The organism is Bacteroidales bacterium, assembly GCA_023229505.1.
GTDB lineage: Bacteria > Bacteroidota > Bacteroidia > Bacteroidales > JAGOPY01 > JAGOPY01.
The window spans coordinates 50,704-70,897 of the sequence record JALNZD010000007.1 but is presented as its reverse complement, the minus strand read 5'-3'; the positions used below and the strand labels follow the sequence as shown (position 1 = coordinate 70,897).

19 protein-coding genes are annotated in these 20,194 nt (G+C 38.4%); 3 read left to right on the top strand and 16 right to left on the bottom strand.

Features of this window, described 5'->3' with window-relative positions:
• Positions 1-229: 229 nt before the first annotated feature.
• Positions 230-1,729 (top strand): T9SS type A sorting domain-containing protein, encoded by a 1,500-nt coding sequence (locus tag M0Q51_04220; protein ID MCK9399190.1) that lies wholly within the window; start codon positions 230-232, stop codon positions 1,727-1,729.
• Between the two features lie 120 nt (positions 1,730-1,849).
• On the opposite strand, the gene M0Q51_04215 is transcribed toward M0Q51_04220, so the two are convergent.
• The 12 genes from M0Q51_04215 to M0Q51_04160 form a co-directional block, all read right to left on the bottom strand.
• On the bottom strand, positions 1,850-5,248 hold the full coding sequence (locus tag M0Q51_04215) for a T9SS type A sorting domain-containing protein (GenBank protein MCK9399189.1): 3,399 nt from the start codon (positions 5,246-5,248) through the stop codon (positions 1,850-1,852).
• 62 nt (positions 5,249-5,310) lie between these two features.
• On the bottom strand, positions 5,311-7,725 hold the full coding sequence (locus M0Q51_04210) for an AAA family ATPase (protein MCK9399188.1): 2,415 nt from the start codon (positions 7,723-7,725) through the stop codon (positions 5,311-5,313).
• Positions 7,709-7,897: a hypothetical protein gene (locus M0Q51_04205; GenBank protein ID MCK9399187.1), complete on the bottom strand. Its 189-nt coding sequence runs from the start codon at positions 7,895-7,897 to the stop codon at positions 7,709-7,711. Before M0Q51_04205 ends, M0Q51_04210 begins: the two co-directional genes overlap by 17 nt.
• An 11-nt stretch (positions 7,898-7,908) precedes the next feature.
• On the bottom strand, positions 7,909-8,208 hold the full coding sequence (locus M0Q51_04200; GenBank protein ID MCK9399186.1) for a hypothetical protein: 300 nt from the start codon (positions 8,206-8,208) through the stop codon (positions 7,909-7,911).
• 161 nt (positions 8,209-8,369) lie between these two features.
• Positions 8,370-9,383, bottom strand: a complete 1,014-nt coding sequence (locus M0Q51_04195; GenBank protein ID MCK9399185.1) for a DUF4263 domain-containing protein — start codon at positions 9,381-9,383, stop codon at positions 8,370-8,372.
• Positions 9,384-9,386: 3 nt separating this feature from the next.
• Complete coding sequence (locus M0Q51_04190; GenBank protein MCK9399184.1) at positions 9,387-9,734, bottom strand: hypothetical protein; 348 nt, start codon at positions 9,732-9,734, stop codon at positions 9,387-9,389.
• A gap of 145 nt (positions 9,735-9,879) precedes the next feature.
• On the bottom strand, positions 9,880-10,098 hold the full coding sequence (locus M0Q51_04185) for a hypothetical protein (GenBank protein ID MCK9399183.1): 219 nt from the start codon (positions 10,096-10,098) through the stop codon (positions 9,880-9,882).
• A 6-nt stretch (positions 10,099-10,104) separates the two neighbouring features.
• Positions 10,105-11,205 (bottom strand): PIN domain-containing protein, encoded by a 1,101-nt coding sequence (locus M0Q51_04180; GenBank protein MCK9399182.1) that lies wholly within the window; start codon positions 11,203-11,205, stop codon positions 10,105-10,107.
• Positions 11,206-11,216: 11 nt separating this feature from the next.
• On the bottom strand, positions 11,217-11,504 hold the full coding sequence (locus tag M0Q51_04175; protein MCK9399181.1) for a WYL domain-containing protein: 288 nt from the start codon (positions 11,502-11,504) through the stop codon (positions 11,217-11,219).
• 11 nt (positions 11,505-11,515) lie between these two features.
• Entirely contained in the window at positions 11,516-11,725 is a 210-nt protein-coding gene (locus tag M0Q51_04170) for a KTSC domain-containing protein (protein ID MCK9399180.1), read from the bottom strand.
• Between the two features lie 12 nt (positions 11,726-11,737).
• The gene (locus M0Q51_04165; protein ID MCK9399179.1) at positions 11,738-13,585 is read right to left on the bottom strand and encodes a KTSC domain-containing protein; all 1,848 of its coding nucleotides are present in this window, start codon (positions 13,583-13,585) and stop codon (positions 11,738-11,740) included.
• The gene (locus tag M0Q51_04160) at positions 13,569-13,895 is read right to left on the bottom strand and encodes a helix-turn-helix domain-containing protein (protein ID MCK9399178.1); all 327 of its coding nucleotides are present in this window, start codon (positions 13,893-13,895) and stop codon (positions 13,569-13,571) included. Before M0Q51_04160 ends, M0Q51_04165 begins: the two co-directional genes overlap by 17 nt.
• A 141-nt stretch (positions 13,896-14,036) precedes the next feature.
• Between M0Q51_04160 and M0Q51_04155 the strand changes: the two genes are divergently transcribed.
• The gene (locus M0Q51_04155) at positions 14,037-15,122 is read left to right on the top strand and encodes a PQQ-dependent sugar dehydrogenase (GenBank protein ID MCK9399177.1); all 1,086 of its coding nucleotides are present in this window, start codon (positions 14,037-14,039) and stop codon (positions 15,120-15,122) included.
• A gap of 142 nt (positions 15,123-15,264) precedes the next feature.
• Here M0Q51_04155 and M0Q51_04150 read toward each other — a convergent pair whose 3' ends face one another.
• The 4 genes from M0Q51_04150 to vsr all read right to left on the bottom strand — a co-directional run bounded on the left by M0Q51_04150 (position 15,265) and on the right by vsr (position 19,293).
• Entirely contained in the window at positions 15,265-18,207 is a 2,943-nt protein-coding gene (locus tag M0Q51_04150) for a T9SS type A sorting domain-containing protein (GenBank protein MCK9399176.1), read from the bottom strand.
• A gap of 75 nt (positions 18,208-18,282) precedes the next feature.
• Positions 18,283-18,606, bottom strand: a complete 324-nt coding sequence (locus tag M0Q51_04145) for a DNA cytosine methyltransferase (GenBank protein MCK9399175.1) — start codon at positions 18,604-18,606, stop codon at positions 18,283-18,285.
• 7 nt (positions 18,607-18,613) lie between these two features.
• Positions 18,614-18,874, bottom strand: coding sequence for a hypothetical protein (locus M0Q51_04140; GenBank protein ID MCK9399174.1), 261 nt, complete (start codon positions 18,872-18,874; stop codon positions 18,614-18,616).
• Between the two features lie 2 nt (positions 18,875-18,876).
• On the bottom strand, positions 18,877-19,293 hold the full coding sequence (gene vsr / locus M0Q51_04135) for a DNA mismatch endonuclease Vsr (GenBank protein MCK9399173.1): 417 nt from the start codon (positions 19,291-19,293) through the stop codon (positions 18,877-18,879).
• Positions 19,294-19,374: 81 nt separating this feature from the next.
• Between vsr and M0Q51_04130 the strand changes: the two genes are divergently transcribed.
• Positions 19,375-20,193, top strand: coding sequence for a hypothetical protein (locus M0Q51_04130; GenBank protein ID MCK9399172.1), 819 nt, complete (start codon positions 19,375-19,377; stop codon positions 20,191-20,193).
• Position 20,194: the final 1 nt, after the last annotated feature.

Here is a 20,194-nt window from a genome sequence, read left to right as displayed (position 1 = left end):
TATGGTTATATTTTTACATCGTTACATCGCAACTTCTTACCGGAACTCTGTATAACTTAAAATAATACGAAAGTTTCGCAGAGTTCCACTGAGGACACACAGAGTTTCGCGGAGTATGATCACGATATAATGCTAAATTTTAATAAATCGATAGCCATAATTAATATTGAAGCTCTTTGATTATCTAAATTTTAATTTCTTAATTTTATGAGGATTATAATTCCAGATCATGAAAACTCATACCACGTATTTTCAGATCGGACGGGTCTGCCTAATCATTCTTCTCATCGGATTAATCGCCGGGAAATCGTCCATTGCACAGCAACCGCAGGATTATCAATGCTTCCGGCAGGATGCCGTGTATTTTTATCACCAGCTTGAATCATGGAATCCGTCTGTGGTTGCACTTAGACTTGATTCATCTGTAGTGACCGAAGAAGGGACGGAATGGTATAATCATCAGGCCATTTTCAGGTATTTTTACGATGAGTACGACTGGTGCTTCCAACCCGACGGTCCTTCCTGGATGGGACTGAAGCTCCTGGTTAAACCCAATGGTGATAATCTGCTCTACGGGCTTTGTGATGATTCCGGATGGCCATATCATATCATTGACACCTTACTTGTGAAAACCTCTGCAATGCCTGGAGATTCATGGTGTTTTATTGATATTGGTGTAATTTTCGGATCCGATACCATGGCAACGGTAACCCGTTATGATACCATGAGTTTCATGGGGTTTACCGATAGTGTTAAGGTCATTGATTTCGGAATTGATTCCCTGATCCTGAGTAAAAATCACGGGCTTGTCAGGACTTTTAATTTCCGGGATTTCTTTCCTTATGAGACATATGATACTTATGAACTGACCGGTATCACCACACCCGATACGGTTATCGGCACCGGGTTGATGACTTATGGAGAGGTATATGATTATGAAATTGGGGATATTTTCCATCGGAGCAGTGAAGTTTACAGCTACGTCATCGGCATCATGTATGAGATTTTCGAAGTCCTGGATAAATATTATTCTGATGACCAGGATACCGTTTTTTATGAGATGAGTTCGATCAGGTGGAATGTCGGCCCTGAAGGAACGTCTGAGGTGGAATATGATACAGTTGTTGAGGCATATACTGACCTCGGTGCGTATGTTGCCGGCGGTCATCTGCCGACTGAAACAATCTGGACCGGGGATGATGGTTTTTATGATATGAGTATGTACTTTGAAGAGTCATCGTACTTTGGCAGGAAATGGATCGATTATCCTTACGTGATCTATTACGGTTATATTCCTCCGGATACCTGCTATGAGCCAATGTGGTCTTCTTATACAAGATATATTGAAGGATTGGGAAGTTACTGGTTTTCATTCAGTGATGAATACTATTGTATGCCCTGCCAGTATCTCGACTATTATTTGAAAGGTAATGAAGAATGGGGAAGCCCTTATTTAATTCCTACAGGCATAAATGAGGAGGAACAATTGCCGGTAAGGATATACCCGGTACCGTCAAATGACTACCTTATGATTGAGGTAGATCCTGTGGAATTTGAAGATCATCTGATAATTGTTTTATCAGATTTATCAGGAAGAATACTGTCAGAAAAATCGGTTCTACCCGGTCAATTGCCTTACCGGCTTGATCTCAGGGAGCTTGAAAATGGGGTGTTTTTCCTTTTGATATCATCTGGGAATAAACAATCCGTTGAGAAAATTATTCATTAAGGATGGTTCATGATGTAGCGAAGTAGCGATGTAACGAAGTAACGATGTAGCGAAGGACCTGGTACATCTACCTTACCCTTCATTACATCGCTACATCGCTATATCGTTACTTCGTTACTTTTAATAAACCACCACCTTCTCCACCTTTATCCCTTCTCCGCTGGAAAGCCGCAGCAAGTAATGGCCTTTGGGATGTGAGGTCAGGTCAACAGTAATTTCTTTCGCCGGCTCACTCTGAGATGTCATCTCTCGCTGCCATATCATCTTTCCTGTCATGTCGGAAATGCTCAAACTCAGCGTTCCGTTCAGCCCTTCTGCGCGGATATTGAAAGTGCCGCGATTAGGGTTGGGATAAACGGTCACCTTCAGCCCGGATGCAAACTCAAAAATGCTTGTGCAGTCAAAGAAATTAATTGAGATGGAGTCCCTTTTTATCGTACCGCCCAGGTCGGTTACGTCTACCCAGAAGGTGGCGAAGCCAATGCCATAAAGGGTCGAATCCACCTCGTTGGTCTGCCCGGTGGAGCCATCCGACCACAGGTAGCCTGCAAATCCTTCGCCGGCATCGAGCATTATTGATAGATGGCCGCAGAAACTGGTATCGGGACCGATCGATATGCCGGTCACCAGCATATCCACCGGGACCCTGATTTCAGGCTCGTCTTCATCATTGCTTAGAATAATCATGTTTGCATGATGGTTTCCTTCATCAAACATACCTGCATCAAAGCGGAGATTGATCCCGTTCACGGAACCTGCCGGTATAGCTGAAATTTCCGGATCGACCTTTAGCCAGTTAACCTCATCAATCCCATCATCAATCCGGTAAAGTATCCCTCCGGTTTTCCCATACCAAAGGTCAGAATGATCATGGGTGATGGCATACGACACACTGGCCGGGGCCGGGAATTGCTTTATCAGATTTCCGGTACCATCTTCCAGTTTAATCTGCCCGATCACCCCACTGTTGTTCGTAAACCAGACCTCCCCACTGAACAAATGCTCATCCGCCCAGGTGAGTTGCCAGATTCTCATGTGGTCAAGGTCGGTTTTAAAGCTGCTGATCACCTCGCCGGTTTCATCAATTCGATAAATTACCGGATCACTTTCCAGGATGAAGTTGGTCAGGAAATATTCGCCATCCCAGGCCAGTGATGAGTAACTTGCTGTCGGACAGTTAAAAGAAGCACCGGTTGGAATTCCATCCAGCGTATATTCCAGGACATGGCCATTTTTATCGCCGATCCAAAGATTCTCCCCATCCCAAACCAGGCCGTAAGGACTGCTATGGATAATCACAGTATCGGTGAGTTGCTGCATTGCAGTATCGTAATGAAAGAGGTAATTCTTCTGCATATCGATCATCAGTAATTCATTCCCGACCCAAGCCAGACCGCTGACCGCATTAGTGGAATTTTCATAGATACCGCGGATATCCCCTTGCCCCCTGCTATTGACCGTATCTTTCAAAATCCTGAAATAGATATCACTGGCGCCTGTGTTTTCAATGTTATAATCACGTGTCCCCATAGAACCCGGGAACAGTTTCTGCTCTATTGCGGTTTCCTGGACCGCTATCTCCGGGGAGCCCGGTGTTGTTGCCTGCACTATATTGGAAAGACCGGAAAAATTAAACTGCCTATCGCGGACTTTCATTGCGAAATAATACCTTGTTGAGAAATCCAGGTCTTTTATGGTGAATGATTCGGTATTGCCGGCTTCTGCAGGCGATGGCTCATTTTCAGCCTGAATGGCCGCTTCAAAGTTTTCAGGCGTAATGGATTCTGTGGAATAACGGATATCATATAAGAAAGCTGTACCGGAAATGCCATTATCCCCGGAGGCAGTCCACTGCAGGGTGATAGAATTGGTAGTGTTGGCAAGAGCAGCCAGGTCATTCACTTCAGCAGGGGAGATGTGATCCTCCACCATCGTGAATCCTGCGATGCGGGTGCGCCAGCTCACCTGGCCGGTCTGTTTGACATATTCGGTCGTGAACCAGAACGTGGTATCATCTACCGGATCAATTGACATCATGCTGTAATCGCCCCAGCGGGCGGCCGGTCCGGTCTGGACTCCTGATCCTGCCATGATCTCTTCTTCGTAGAAAGTCATCTGGCCTAACGGGTCATTCGGGCTACGGCCGGTATAGCAGATCGATGGATATTTGGTCCCGCTTACAATGCTGAAACCCAACGCAATATAACCCTTGCCGTTCATTGCCACACTACCCATCCACCGATGATGTTCATCGGGAGCATAGGTGCCCTGCTGGTAAATAAACCATCCATTGCCATCATTGAGATCCCTCATTTCGTACCACCTGATCCCGGCATGGCCGTTCCCATCGGCATTCACGGTATGGTTGGTGACCATGACCTGGTAATCCCCGAAATTACGGTATTGCAGGCGGTACATCAACCGGTCGGACAGGGCTTCCAGGTTCGGCCCGCCATCAGGCTGGGGAATGCAAGACCCCAGTGAAGCATCGCAGAACCAGGAATTAAAAGGCTCTGTGTTCAGCTTTGTAACTTCTTCAAAGGTCGAATTTTCAGGATTTTCCCAATCGGACCTGAAAGCCCAGATGCTCAGGTAATCCCCACTGCCATAAGCATCATCCATAGCATAAGCAAAATAGTCCGGCGTTCCGTCAGGTGGAGGAGTGCCGTCGAAATCGGCCGGCAACAGGCTCCACGGCTCGCTTCCGTCTGGCATATCAAACAGGATCATCCGGGCATTTGAATCGCCGACCAGCATGGCATCTCTTTCAAGCGCACAAACGGCAGCCCGGCGGTAATCACCGCCGAACATATTGAAAGAAAAGTAATACCCATCGGGCCATATTCCCATTTTTGGGTAGTCGTTAAAAACCGGAAACTGGAAAGCATACCGGAACCATGATCCCAGCGGATCACCCGTTTCCGTAACAGCCACAAGTTCCCAGTAAGTCCCGTCAGGTGTGTTGATGGCAAACTGGGTTGCAACCCAACGGTCGGCCTGTTCATCGTACAGAATAACAGGATCTCCGTCGTTGGTACTGGTCCATGAACCGATAAACCCATTCCACAGGGTGCGGTTATCGGCAGGACCATAAAGGGAATTGCCCTGTTTGTCGAAAATCTGGAATGAAAGGTTGATCATCTGGAAGTAATGGTCGGGGCTCACATCTCCTTCAGTATCCGGAGGATAGACCGAGTTCAGGTTACCCACGCCTTCAAAATTGGAAATAATCTCATTGCCGGCCCGGTTCCCGAAAAAATCCTGCAAAACCGGATCATTCCCAACCGGAAGAGGTTGAGGATTATCATTGAATTCCCTTTCCGAATCTTCATTCCGGATGATGCCATCTTTCCAGCTCCGGTCGCGAGGACCAGGCTCAAAGAGTTCCATTTCCCGCAGGGGAGGAGTCTTGTCGGAATAGACTGCCTTTTGAAGTTTCATCGTTTTTTGAGCGCCTGCCGGGGTGAGGTTGATGATCATAAAGACCAACAGGAGAATAATAATAGGGATTGATTTCATTATATTTATTTTGAATGTTGTAAGTTATTATCTAACGGTTTGTGCTTACCATAGTGTAGGGATTATCCTTTCCAATCATATTCTTTTTTACCACAACCACATCTAATTTTCTTATTCACAGAGTCAAAATTCTTAAAAGATACAATCCTGCTTTTACAGTCATGATCTTCACATAAAAATAAATTTTCAAGTTCCAAAATGTCTTTCCAAAATGCTTTTAAATCACCTATTTTGGAAGAATATTTATTGTCATGCGAAAGAAGATTTCCAATAATGTTTGAATTAGTAGTTCTCTCAATTAAAGTTTTGTTATACTTCTCTATTTTTGATTTTAATGCATTCAGCATTTCAGGAGCCATTCTCTTTTCGTTAGTTTCATTTGGCAAGTAATTTACTTTTGCTTCCAAATTGTAGCAAATCTGCTTTATAAAAAACTCTAAATAAATTCTGATATCATTCCCTAAATTTGTTTCAATATTATTTTTAAAGTTATTAACAATACGTTCTCGGATATCTTCAGGGCTTTCTTCTAAGTATGTTCCTTTTTCTTCATTGCAATTAATTTTATTTAATAGCCAACCTTTATTCTTAGCGATTGCTCTAATGTATTCATACCATTGAGTTTCGTGAGTTAATAATATTATCTGATAATCGTTAAATTTTTCAAATAACAAATCTGCAAATCTTTTTCTGTGATTCGAATCGAAACTGGAAATAATATCATCAAGAATAATAAATCTGTTTTCTTTGTTAAAAGCATTTACAGAAGCTAAAAAGAAAGCCAGACCATAACAATTCAAGTGTGATTCGCTAAAATATTTTTGTAATGGAGTAACTTCTTTGTCATTAAATTTGAATTGAATAGTAATTCCTTTAAGTTCTTCATCATCTTCAATCGGAATAATTTTCAAATCTTTAAACGCTTCGTCAACATTCATAAATTGATAATATTCATTTATAATTGTCGAGAAATTATTAAGAAAACTTTCTAAACCTTCTTTTTGCTTTTTCGCAAAAGCATTATAAATAATTTCAATATTATTTTTCTGTTGATCTAATTTTTGAAGTTCTGTCTGTAGTTGTTTAATCTGATTGAAAGAATTCTTTGCAAATTCGACCTTAACTCTAATATCAGAAGAATTATCTTTTTTCAACGTTTCTTTAATAGATAAAATATCTTCATTAATAAAAGAAATGTAATTAAGATCAGAATCTGTAAGTTTAACTTCATCAATAGTTCTAATTCTTTTACCTGCAAGCAATTTAATGTTGATTTCCGAAATGAAAACGGATAATTTTGACTTAATTTTCTCAATTGATTCTTTTAATTCAAGATGAGTTTCTTCAATTATCAATTTTTCAGTCAATGTCGAATCTATTTGTTTTATCCTGTTTTCAATAATCTGTTTTGTGTCAGTTTGTAATTTTTCAAATGCTGTTAATTTTTGTTTTGATAATTCTATTATTTTAAGTCTATCCTCAATTTCGGATATTAATTCCTGTTTATTTTTGTCTTGTAGGCATAGTGGACACTTATTATCAGTATAGTATTTTTGAATTAATAGATGTTTTCCCGTATTTAATAATTCTTCAAAGATTTTTTGTTTTAAACTTTCAACATCATTAAATAATTTTTCAAATTCCTTAAAATATTTTAAATAATGGTCATTAATGGCAGTAATATCTTTTTTAATATTTGTCAATAAATCCCAGCATTTTTGCAGAAAATTTAATTTTTCAATGATTTGATTATCAGTTGGCTTTTTAATTATTTCAATCAAGGTTTCAATATCATTAAATTGATTGATATCAATACCAGTATTAAGAGGTTTTATTAGTTCATTAAGCTTATCAAATAATTGATTTTCAGAGTAAATGTTAGCCCCGATATTCGAAAGAAGGGTTGACTGTTGCGTTTGAATCTGATTTTCATATCCACCATTTTTAATTTCAGATCTTATTGCATTAAAAGTTTTCTTTATTACATCTTTTACTTTTGTAACCTCTGAAAAGCCAATAATATCAGAGAAATATTTTAGTTTATCTGTTTTAGAATTATCAATAAAACCTCTTAAATCTTGATACCTTAGTAATAAATTTTCTTCTTGAGACTCAGTTATATATTGTAAAAACTTTTCTTCAGAATTTGAATTCTCAGATACTAATTTCCCCTTCTTAATATTTAATGACTTCTCTGATGAAATACCAACATCAGAGAAATCTATTCGAATAGCGGCAGATTCAGTTTCTTCTAAATAGGTATTGCGTAAGGCTTCTTTTCCATCACGCCCTATTTCTTCATTACTTAAATGGTTTACCTTATCATAGTAAAACCACTCAAAAGCATCAGTAATACTGCTTTTCCCTGTACCATTATCACCATACAATAAAATGGATTTCCCGCTAAGGTCAAGATCAATCTGCTTTTTAACACCTCTTAATCCTTTGATTGTAATATTCTTAATTTTGATTTTCATCCTTTTTTTCTCTTAATTTTTGCAATTCATTCTTGATATTTACATCCGTAAATTTGTTTTGAGAATATAAGGTTGCAAATAATTGTGCTATTTCATTATCAATATCGGGTAAATTCTCTATTTCATTGAAGAAATCATCAAGAATTTGTTTCCCAGATTTTACATTTTCCATACATTATAATTTTAATCAAAGTAATTCCAATCAATTGAAATATCAACTTCTAAAACATTGTTGAGAACTTCAAAACCGGTTTTGTTATTACAAATCGGGTAAACACCAAAATGTTCTACAAAATTCAAAATAAAATAGCTTTCCAAATCTTCAATCCTTAATTGCCAGAATGATTTAAGCATCTCAAAATTCATATAAGTAAAAAATAAAGGTTCAATTTTTCTGTAATTAACTAATCCTACATTTTTTGATTTGCCTTCAAAATGACCTGTTAAACGGCTTCCAATACTATTGGTTTTCTTTTCGCTCATTCCGATATAAAGTAACCGGGATTTTCTGAAAGGATATTGAATTAGTGTGTTTATCGTGAAAATAAAATAAATCCCAACTATACCACTAAGTGGTTTAATATTGCTTAACTCAAAATGCTTAGGCGAATCGAAGTTTATTTGCAGGGATTGCATATTGATTCTTATAAGTTAGAAATCATTTTTTCGCCACAACTTAATAAATAGTCATAAGAAATTATCTGAATATGATTTAAGTTAGAATTTAACATTCTCAGTACATTATATTGTTCTTCATTAAAGTCTTTTGTTCTACCTAAAACAATTTTTATTCTCGGTCTTAATATTTTAACTTTATGTTCCTGTTCAAGATTCATTTTAAGATTATCCATTTTTTCCAAATAATATAAACATTGTCCGATAACCTTAGATAAATCAGATGATGGATAATAACTTTTATGGCTTTTATCCAATTTTAGAATACCATATTGGGGTCGCTTTAATTCGATGAGATCTAAAAAACCATCCATAGACTCCATTAATAAATCCCCCTCAGAAAACAATGCGATTTTTCTACCTTTTTTTATTTTAGTATATTCAACGCCAAATACCCATTGATGATTTCTTTCAATCCAATTTTGAAATATTTTTTCTGGTTGGCCAGCTATATAAGCTCTTAAACTTTGTTGGCCTTTAATTTCTTTAACAATATCACCAGTTTCCTCTAATTGTAAAAGAAGTTCCAAATTTTTTATTTCTTCTTTCCAAAATTTAAATTTTTCATAAGCAGTAATATTTTCTAATATAGGAACTCCCATTTTATCTTCAACTTCTGATAATGATGCTTGAATGCTTTCTATGTTTTTAAGTTTATTTAATACAACCTTTAATATATTTGGGTCAAGATTGTTTAACTTATTCAGAATATCAATAACTTCACCTGTAGTTTCTATAAATTTACCCGATGTAGTCTGGGTAGAATCGGTGATAATAGAAATTTGATTTAAATGTTCGTACAAACTTTTGATTTGCTCAAAGTTTAATGATTCTGAAAATATAGGTTTTCCAGTTTTATCATACGCATATACTGACATTATTAAACTAGAAGATTCAACAACACTGTCTTTAATACCTGAATAATTTACTTTTAAAGAAAAATTGTTGTTTGAAAATATTTCTTTATCGTATTGAATACTCATCTTCTAAATTTTTGCAATTACATCTCTATAGCCTTCCCATTCAGGGTTATAATTTTCGTGAAAAGGAGGTCCAAAGACTTTTTCATCTTCTAAGATTTTTACATTTGAAAGATCTTCAATATTGAACATTCTAAAACTTTCAAATTGGTTTTCTTCTCTTGTATCAGAAACTCCACCTGTTTGAACAATATGAACTTTAGTGCTTTGTATTCTAGTGTTTTTTGCAATATAAATAAAAACTGCATAGGGCTTTCCAAATCGTGTTCCCTCTACTTTTCCTTCTTTGTTATATTCAAAGGAAATTGGCTGCCTATTCTTGATAGCTTCAATTAAAATTTCTAATGTATTCATAATTTTATTTTTTAAGTTTAACATATTTATCATTATTCCTAATATTTGCCATAAAGTATTTTCCAAGAGATTTAGTATCCATCCGATATTTATGTCTAAGACATGAACCTAAGCTGAACTGTATGAGTCTTTGCTGGGAAAATGTTTAGTCATATGAATATTTTACATTCTTGGTTATATATGCACTTAATCCCGAACCACGAACTGCAAGGGATTTCATAATATCGACATTATACTTACCTGCTTTGCCTTTATAACTATAAATATAATCTTTTCCTCCTTTAAATCTAACTATAATGAAATCAATACCAATTTCATAATGAGTGATGGGAGAATTGCCACTTTTGTTTAAATATTTTTCCATAAATAATTATTTTAAGCGGTTAAATTCATAATCATCTTTTATATTATGCACAAAATATCTGCCATGGGAATCAGCCGCCATCAATTCATCATAGGTATCTTGTGGCACATCAAAATACTGATAAACTCCGCCATGATTAAATTCTATTTCTAAAATTTTCTTATCTGCATCGTAACCTACCGAGGCTAAATTGGATGAACTTACACTTTTCCTTTTCATAATTTTCTCATATTCTTTTTCGATAGATTTTACTTCTTTGACTGTTTCAGGACTAATCCCAAATAGTTTAAGAGCTTCTGATAATTCAAGTAATAACAAATCCTTATTATCGCATTTTTGTTTAAATTCTACAGTTAATTCAAATCTGGGGTATAATCCTTTTTTTTCACTTCTATGTTTCCAATCTGCTTTATTATCTCCTGTAATAAAAATAATATCTTGTTTTTTTTCCTTAGCAATTTTTATTATTGTCTCCCAAATCAATAGGTCTCCAATTCCTTCATCTTCTCTAGAGTTGTCTTTATATCCGGGTGGAATTTTATGTTTATATCTATATTTTAAATTTTCTTTAAATTTATCTTCTATTATAGCATGTTCAATAATCAAATCTTTATTGAATAGTTCTTTATAAGTCAAACTTACAGGGTCATCCCAATTCCAATTTTCAACAACATGTATAACATTTTGTACTTCTTCTCTTAATCTCTTGAGTGCTAGATCATAATCTTCTTTTTTACTTTGTAATGAATCAAATTCAACTGTACTTTGTAATATTGGATGTTCTTCCAATTTTGGAGTTTGAAAACCATCTCGATATCTAACTAATTTTTGAAAAACTTCTGTGAGTTTATTTGGTCTATTGTTTGCAAATTCCCTTGCAACTTGGGCTGGAATAAAGAATCTCTTTTCTGCAATAATTTTTTTAAAAAAATTTCTAATTTCCTCTAAACCATGTGAAGAAACGGTATATGGTATCAGTAATGCATTTGTATCAATAAGAAATAAACACTTATCTTTTATTTCTTCTTTAGATTTGACCTTAAGATCAAATATTTGTGAAGCATCAGGATACTTTTTATTATTATTAAAAATATCAAATTCTTCCATTATTTTTTTATTTATAATTCACAATAAATTTCACTCATTCCTTTATCTCCTTTTTTGTAATCGTTTCTAATATCAAATGACTCATCAAGCACCTGAATATTTCCAGCTTTAGATAAGTCATATAATTTCCAACCCATCTTGCCTGAAGAACTATAACCAGCAATTTGATATGCCCTAATTGCTTCATTACCTTTGGTTGTTAAACCATAACAATGAGGTTCAACAGTACGACTTTCGCCATCATAAAGAAACTTTATTATTTTTTTGTTCCTGATAGCTTTACAAATTTCATTTTTCATGTTGATATTTTTTAAAGTTTGATATATTTATAATCATCTCGAATATTATGATAGAAATAGGAACCAAGAGAATCGGCATTCATCAATTCATCATAAACTTCTTTTGGCACATCAAAATACTGATAAACTCCACCATGATTAAATTCTATTTCTAGAATTTTCTTATCTGCATCGTAACCTACTGAGGCTAAATTTGATGAACTTACACTTTCCCTTTTCATTTTTGCTCTGGTTTATGTTTTCTCAAGTTTATAATTTTCACGAATATTATGGTGAAAGTAACTGGCAAGCGATGACGAACTCATCAATTCTTCATAAATTACTTCAGGTACATCAAAGTACTGATATACTCCGCCATGATGAAATTCTATCTCCAGAATTTTTCTCTCTGCATCATAACCCACCGAAGCAATATTTGATGAAGCAACAGGTTCCCGTTTTATGCCTGTTATCTGAGATTTAATTAGTCTTTTGGCTAAATGGGATGTTTCATATTTTTGATTTTTACTGGTAGGTTTATCGCGTAAAGTAAGCATCAACCAACCTACCTCAACAACAGGCTGAATGTAATTGTTAAAGTTCCTGCTATTGTTGTATTTTTTTATATGTTTAAATATTTCTTCTCTTGTTCTGGGGGTAATGCAATAAAGCAATACGTCTAAATATAAATCATCTACTTTCCCTATTATCTGTTTTTCAACCTGGTTCCATCTTTGGTCATCCACTGACCTAAGATAATAGTCAACATCATCTAAAGAATTAATTAACAAGCCATTATCTTTGGTCTCATCTTTGGTCACATCTACGGCTCTTTGTGGTTCTATCTTTTGAGCCAAAGGATGAATTTCAATAATACCAAGGAAATAAGACCGGTCATCATCTGTTTCAAATGTAGGAGGAGGCGAGCCATTAAGTTCAAGACTTCTACGAATACTAGGGAATCCTGTTCCTCTACCCTCGGTAAGTTTAAGTTCTTTTAAAAATCCACCCAATTTCCTGTTTCTGTATTCTCTGGGAACAACTCTTTCTCTTTTTAGCATTTCCTTATCAACCGGCGGCATTGGCCCTGGGAAACTTAAAATTTCAATCCTGTCGGGAAGTATCTGTATTTCAACCGGATTTTCGCGTTCATAACTTCTGTGATAAACAGCATTGACCAATACTTCTTCAATAGCCTGATAAGGATAATTAAAGAACCGTACTGCCTCCGCCTGACCAGGAGCTTTAGAAACCTGCTCCTGAATAATATTGGAGTTTATAAAGTTCAGGGAATCTCTTACCTGCTTAACTATAGGACCGGTAAAAATTTTTTCTACATAATCTTTACCGGCTTTACCTTTGTGTATTACAAGTTCTATCTTAGCCCCGGGGAAAAATTGCTCCGGTTGTTCATTTAATAGCAATAATCCAGCATTTGTAGGCCTGAGGTTTTCGTCAGGGCCTTTTGCAACTTTCATTTGTTTGCACAAGTCCTGAAAAGGAATCTTTGAACTTTCGTCATACAATGAACTCATTATCTCTTTCAAGTGTGACTGGATCAATTGTAAACTCAAGTCATCAAGTTTGGCATTTTGGTTGATACGGTCATCAAAAGGAATTCTTGCTGTCAATTCGAGTAATCTTCTTTCATCCGCAGAGCCATCTTTGACTCTAATGGTTATAGAACCACGTTTTATGTACCATGCCTTCTCTGATTTCTTCCCAGATAGGCTAACTGGGGCTTTATATGGACGGTTATCGCCGGCCGGTGCCCATATAACTAAAATATATTTCCCCTCTTTTAGATATGGTTGTGAAACAGGTATATAGGTAGGAGAAATTTTATAGGATAATTCAATTAATTTCTTTTGAATTGCATCAAGTTGATCTGGTTTTAACCCCATAGGAGGAAGCTTTGCAACTCCATATTCTTCTTCTACACCAATTATAATATATCCTCCATCCCAATTGTTTATATCATTCGCATAAGCACAAAGAGAATGCAAAATACTTTCAGGATTGCAGCCTTTCTTAAGCTCAATACGGTCCCATTCAACAGTATTACCATGTAGTAACTCATCGATATTAATCGGTAGCGCCACTTATGCTCTTTTTATCATTTAAATATTTCACTCTTTGCTCCGCAATTTTCAGTGCTTTTTCTCCAAGGTCTTCGTCTCGAATTTCAAACATTATTTTGTCGCTGAGAAACAAAACTAAAAGATCGTCTGCATTGTATTTGTATATGTCTGCAAGTTTTAAAACAACTTCCTTTGTCATCTTGCGTTCGCCTCGTTCCATTTTGCTTAAAATAGCGACATCGATGTCAAGCAATGCAGCAACTTTGCGTAAAGGTAGTTCGTTTTGCCCCCTTAATTTTCTCAGCGTTTCGCCTATCGTTTCTGTTGACATATATTCTATTGACATTTAGTGTCAAAAATAGCGGTAATAATTTAACTGACAACGTTATTTCCAAAAATCTTTTCAACATCAATTTTGATTTAACTTTGCCGGTTCAATCAAAGTCTTATACCGGTAAACAGAACCAACCGCATGATAAAAATAATTTTAACAGCACTGATCCTAATTCCACTGATAGTTATCAGCCAGGTAATACCAAAAAGTTCTTTCAACCTGGAAAAGATCATGCTGCCCAAAGGATACAAAATTGAGGTCTATGCCATAGGTGTAACCAATGCCCGTGCTATGGATTTTGCCGAAGACGGTACTTTATTTGTTGGCTCGATGGAAGAAGGCAAGGTGTATGCTATCAGGCCGGACCGATCGGTCATTATCATTGATGATAGTTTGGAAATGCCTGCAGGGCTTGATTATTATGAAGGCGACTTATATGTCTCCGGGATTTCCCGCATCCTTAAATATGAAAACATCCTGCAGACGGTGAATACGTCACCGAAGCCGGTTGTTGTCAATAGTAATTTCCCTTCAGACAAATTACATGGATGGAAATTCATCCGGGTTGGGCCGGACGGCAAGTTGTATATCCCGGTTGGAGCTCCGTGCAATGTTTGTCTTCCTGATAAAGTGTGGTATGCCAGGATTATGAGGATGTCGCTGGATGGTAAAGTATTGGAATATTATGCCGAAGGTGTGAGAAATACGGTAGGGTTCGACTGGGACCCGGCCTCAGGTGTGCTTTGGTTTACTGACAACGGACGCGATGATATGGGTGATGATATTCCGCCTGATGAATTGAATAAAGCCCGTGTCGATGGCCAGCATTTTGGGTTTCCATACATACACGGGAAAATAATAGATCCCGAATTCTGGCCTCAACGGCCCAAAAGCGGCGTTTTCACCACTCCTGCTTTAGAATTACCTGCTCATGTTGCCGCACTGGGCATGCGTTTTTATACCGGGGAGATGTTTGATAAAAAGTACAAGGGCGGAATCTTCATTGCTGAGCATGGCTCGTGGAACCGCTCAAAAAAGACGGGATACCGGATTTCATATGTAAATATTGATGAAGAGCGCGCAATTGGTTACGAGGTTTTCGCTGCCGGCTGGCTCCAGGGCGAAACAGCCTGGGGCCGGCCTGCTGATGTACAAGTCGGGCCGGATGGATCGCTGTTTATATCTGACGACCTGGCCGGGTGCATTTACAGGATTTATAAATAAGTTACTGATTAAGAACAAACCAAAGGGTCAACCCAATTAACCTGTTTATCTTTACAACGCTGACAGTCCGCCTCAGGCGGAGCTGTCAGGTTGAAACAGCAAACTGACCTGTCAGCGTCCGCTGAAAGTGGACCTGACAGCGTCAGAACTGTTTGATTAAAACTTTTGATAACCTACCCAACGAAGTTTGCAGAACGATTGTATACATACCTGGCGCAACAACCTGTCCGGATTCGCTTTTACCACTCCAGGCCATATGATGAATACCCGCATCCATTTTCCCTTCAGCCAGCGTTGTGATTAATTGTCCCTGCTGGGAATAGATTTTTAGAGAGACAGCAGAAGGATCATTCAATTGTAAGGTAATAAAAGTAGATCCGAAAAAAGGATTCGGGGATACGACCATGAATTCATCTGGTTTAGCTTTACCTTCAATAATTCCCGTGGTATAAAAATAGAAGACTATATCATGATCTGTCTCGTCCATTTCATCATTCGCATAAACCGGTTCAAAGCCTTCAAGCCAGGCAGTGCCGTTATACAGGCCGTAAGGGAGATCTTCGAAGATCAGCGAATCGTTTGTAATGGTTCCAGTATAAATCCCTTCCGGGCCGGTAATCTCAACATCAACATTATTAAGGGGGTTATTGAAATCATCGACTGCTTTACTGACTAAATCTCCTCTGAGTATTTCGAGTTCCAAATCAACATCTCCCGTGGTTGCCCCTGTTACCACTGCTACATTGGTAATACTGTCCGGCAGGGTGTAAGGATGACTGGCAACCACCGTATAAGTGCCTTCCGGCAAGGCCAGGAAATAATATCCATTGGATGAAGGATGATTTGTCTGCCCACCAGCCGCGACTGTTGCTTCCGTTACATCACCGGATCCGTTCAAAAGGGTGACAAAACCTTCAATATAGCCAACATCGGGGGCCTGGTAAAGGAAGAAATCCACATCGGGAGTCGTTTGCTCCACTTGCACTACTACTCCCGGGACCACCCCCGTAAGGAATCCTGTAAGGCTGGCTGTGACCTCCCAGGTACCGGCCGTTATCTCCATGATATAATGTCCTGTGGTATCCGGATTAACGGTTACAGTCCCTGCGGTAACATCCACCTGGGTCACATCTCCTGTGCCATTCTGAAGCAGGACCATGCCTTCGATAAAACCGGTGGTTGGAACGAGAGAAAGCTCAAAATCCACGCCGACAGTAGTCATACCTTCAACAACCACAATCCCCGTATCTGTTTCAGCGACATATCCTGCAAGGGCAGCTGTTACATCATAAGTGCCAATCTCGATTTCCATTGTATAGTTGCCTGATGCATCCGGGTTGACAGTATGATAACCTGCAGTGACTTCCACTTCGGTCACATCCCCGTTCCCTTCAGTCAAAATTACTGTTCCGGTAATAAATCCAGTTGGCAGAGCTACCAGTGTAAGGTTGACATCGTCAGTAGTCTGGTCGGTTACTACTACTACACCGGGAACAGTATCTGATTCATATCTGGCAAGGCTGCCGATAACTTCATAAGTTCCACTAGGAACCACCATGGAATAGAACCCTGTGGTATCAGGGTTGGTCACAATCTCTCCTGCTTCCACGCTTACAAGGGTAACGCTGGCGGTTCCTCCAACGAGGGTCACCATCCCTTCTATTGTTCCTTCCTGCGGGTCCCAGGGTCCAAGGTCACCGTTCAGCTGGATGTTCTGGGCATAAATATCCCTGTCACCGGAGCGGTTGTCCTCCCAGCTGAGTATCCACTGGTTATCGGCAAAGTCGTTCACTTCCGTATGCACTTTTTCGGAGTTAACGGAACAGATGGTTTTAAAGGATGGTGTCCATACATAACCGCCATCGGCATCGACCCGCATGGCCTTAAGCTGGCTGTTGACGGCATCAAAATATTCATCATAAAACAAGACCACATCGGTGGGTGAATTTCTTGCGGCATAGGGATATACATTTGTTGAAGATATCTCAATGAAAACCATACCGGTAGTGGCCCATAACCTAGACCCGGTGGATGTAAGTTTCTGGCCATAGATTCCCCGCAAATTCTGGTCACCGTCCATTTCATTCCAGAATACGAATACATTTGATGAGCCGGGTGGCAGGGCGAGCTGCGGATAATAGTGATTCCTGCCACTCAGGGTGGAAGCTTCCACCCCGTTAGCCTGGAACAATACTGCTCCTGAGTTGCTGATATGCTGGACATAAGCGCTCGCCAGCATGTTATTGTCACGGTCATCATGCCAGGCGATATAAAATCCATCACTCCCGTCATTGATAAATGGAAAAATTTGTGTCCATGCGGAGATCCCACCTGCCGTTGAGATAGCTGCGGGTGATGACCAGACGGGGCTTCCGCTGGAGTTATATCGCCGGGCAAATACATGGCGAGTGGGGGAGTAGGAAGGGCCTGTATCTTCAAAATATTTCAGGATGACATCGTCGGATCCCACCGGCATTAACTGGGGCCAGGAAAATGTGGGAGTGCCGCTAAGGATGATTCCTGAGCCCCACAACAGCGTGCCTGAGGGACTGACTTTCTGCATGATGATAACTTCGTCGGCCTGCCAGGCGAAAACGGCATTTCCTGACGAAGTGACAGTGACTTTAGGTGAAACATTGAAAGCTGTACTATTTGAAAGGGCGATGCCGTCAGGTCCCCAGATAAAACTGCCGTCCGGGGCGATACGATAGGCAACCACGTTGTTATTGCCACCATTCCGGATATCCTGGAAGGTAAGAATAGCATGGTTGCTGCCATCGGCAGTCATGTCCCAGTCTGTGAGCCAGGTCATCTGCGGATTGTCACTGATCAGGATGCCGTTAGTGGCCCACAGGGTATTGCCCTGGGCGTCAAGGCGCTGCATCCGGACATTATAGTTCCCGTTTTCGCTTGAAAAAGATGCGATATAGGAATCTCCATCGGGGCAGGTAGCAATTTTAGGAATGGCCTGTTCACCTGTCATGGTGTTGATAGGGTTGGTGACGGCAGGATTTGTGCTCCACTGGCTGAGAGCCATTATTGGGAGCAGCAGGGATAAGACGGCCGTATAGAAGTAATTTTTCATTTGTCTGGTTAATAGAAGAATTTAACAGGTTGAATTCCTTGTAGATATAGAAAAGAGATAAAAGAATTCCGATGCTTAATTATATTGTAAACCAAGCTCAGCATGCCAAGCTTCCTGTTTGGCCTTTTCCGATTCGATTTTATAATTTTCAAAAAGCTGGGTTTTTAAGAGTTTCCTCTTTGATAAATTGGTTTCCTGTAATACTTTATAATATTCATCCGGAACTTGTCCAATGGGAAATTGCCGGTAAAAACTTCTAAATTCAAGAGTCTTATGTGCACTTTTATCTTTTTCGATAGATAATTTAATATCATAAACCCTTTGACCGCTGATCATTACATTAGAAAAGCCTTCTGCCAATCCCCCTGGACCGGCAAACAAATCTATTACTGGAATCATGTTTTCATCATCGGGTTAATTCAATATGTTTTTTTAATATATCATTTGTCAAATCATATAAATCTAGCCCATCGCGTTGACATACCGAAAAAGATTGATCTAAAAGATTATTCCGAATATCTGCTGCACTTTCAGAGTATATTTTTTTACCAGTATTGAAATTAATAACATCCCTGAAATCATCATCAGGATGAAAACTGACTCCTTCATTGATGATTTGCTCTATAAACTCATATAGATCTTTTTGATTATTGATTTTTACATTCATACCTACAGTTGTAATTGGTTCAACAATTGATGTAATGTTTCATCAATATTATGTATCTTCAACTCGCACTCCCATATAACTATTACTTTCCATCCTTCTGATTTTAATTTATTTGTAGTATTTATATCACGTTTAATGTTAATATCAATTTTCTCTTTCCACCATTTGGTTCTTGTTTTCGGAATAACATAATATTTGCACCCTTTATGCCCATGCCAAAAACAGCCATGAACAAAAATGACCGTCTTATATTTCGGCAAAACCAAATCCGGCTTTCCCGACAAATTTTTATCATAGAGTCGATATCGTAAACCACTGGAAAAAAGAAACTTTCTAACCCGTATTTCAGGCTTAGTGTTTTTGCCTTTTATACGGCTCATATTATAACTCCTTATTGCCGGTTCGTGTACATCTGTCATCTTGATACAAAGATAGCAAATTTTATAAAATAATTCTTATATTTGTATCTGAATTGTGAGCCTATATCTCACATCCAAGATATGATTAAAAGTATTTCATACAGATCTTCTGAACTCTTAAGCGCTTTAATCAGCCAGAAAAAGGATTTCTTTACATTAAAGGATGCCTCAGAAATTCTTACCGGAAAGGATAATACAACGGTAAGAAAACTGCTCAGCGACATGACAAAGAGAGGCGTGATTATGCGTATCAAGGAAGGATTGTATCACCGCATTCCATACGAGCAAAAGCCGGATCAGTATTTTCCAGACTGGCACCTGACAGCGGTAGCCATGGTGCAGCCAAAAGATTACTATATCGGATTTTACAGTGCGCTGGATATTCATGGACTTATTACACAGCCTTCAATGGTAGAACAGGTTGTTACCAAGGAACAGGTGAAACCCAAATCTCAACAAGTAAAGAATGTCCGGTTCGAGTTTATTACTTTGAGTAAAAACCGTTTCTTTGGTTTTAAAATGCAGTGGATTGATGATTTTAACAAAGTGAACTGTAGCGATCTTGAAAAGACATTACTCGACTGTTTATACAAACCGGATTTTGCAGGCGGAATCACTGAAATAACCAAAGCACTCTTTAAAAGCAGGGAAAAACTGCAACCTGCTATATTTCAGAGTTATCTCGAAAAATTTGATACTCAAGTGGTTTATAAGCGGCTTGGTTTTATCATAAGCCAACTTGGGCTTTTTCCTGAACTTCAAAATTTTATTGCCGGAAAAATCAGTTCTTCCTATGCACCTTTAGACCCCTCTTTACCAAAGCAGGGCTATTACAATTCAAAGTGGGGTATCATAGATAACATAGATTTTAAAACGGTTCTTGATTCCCTGAAAACCTAAT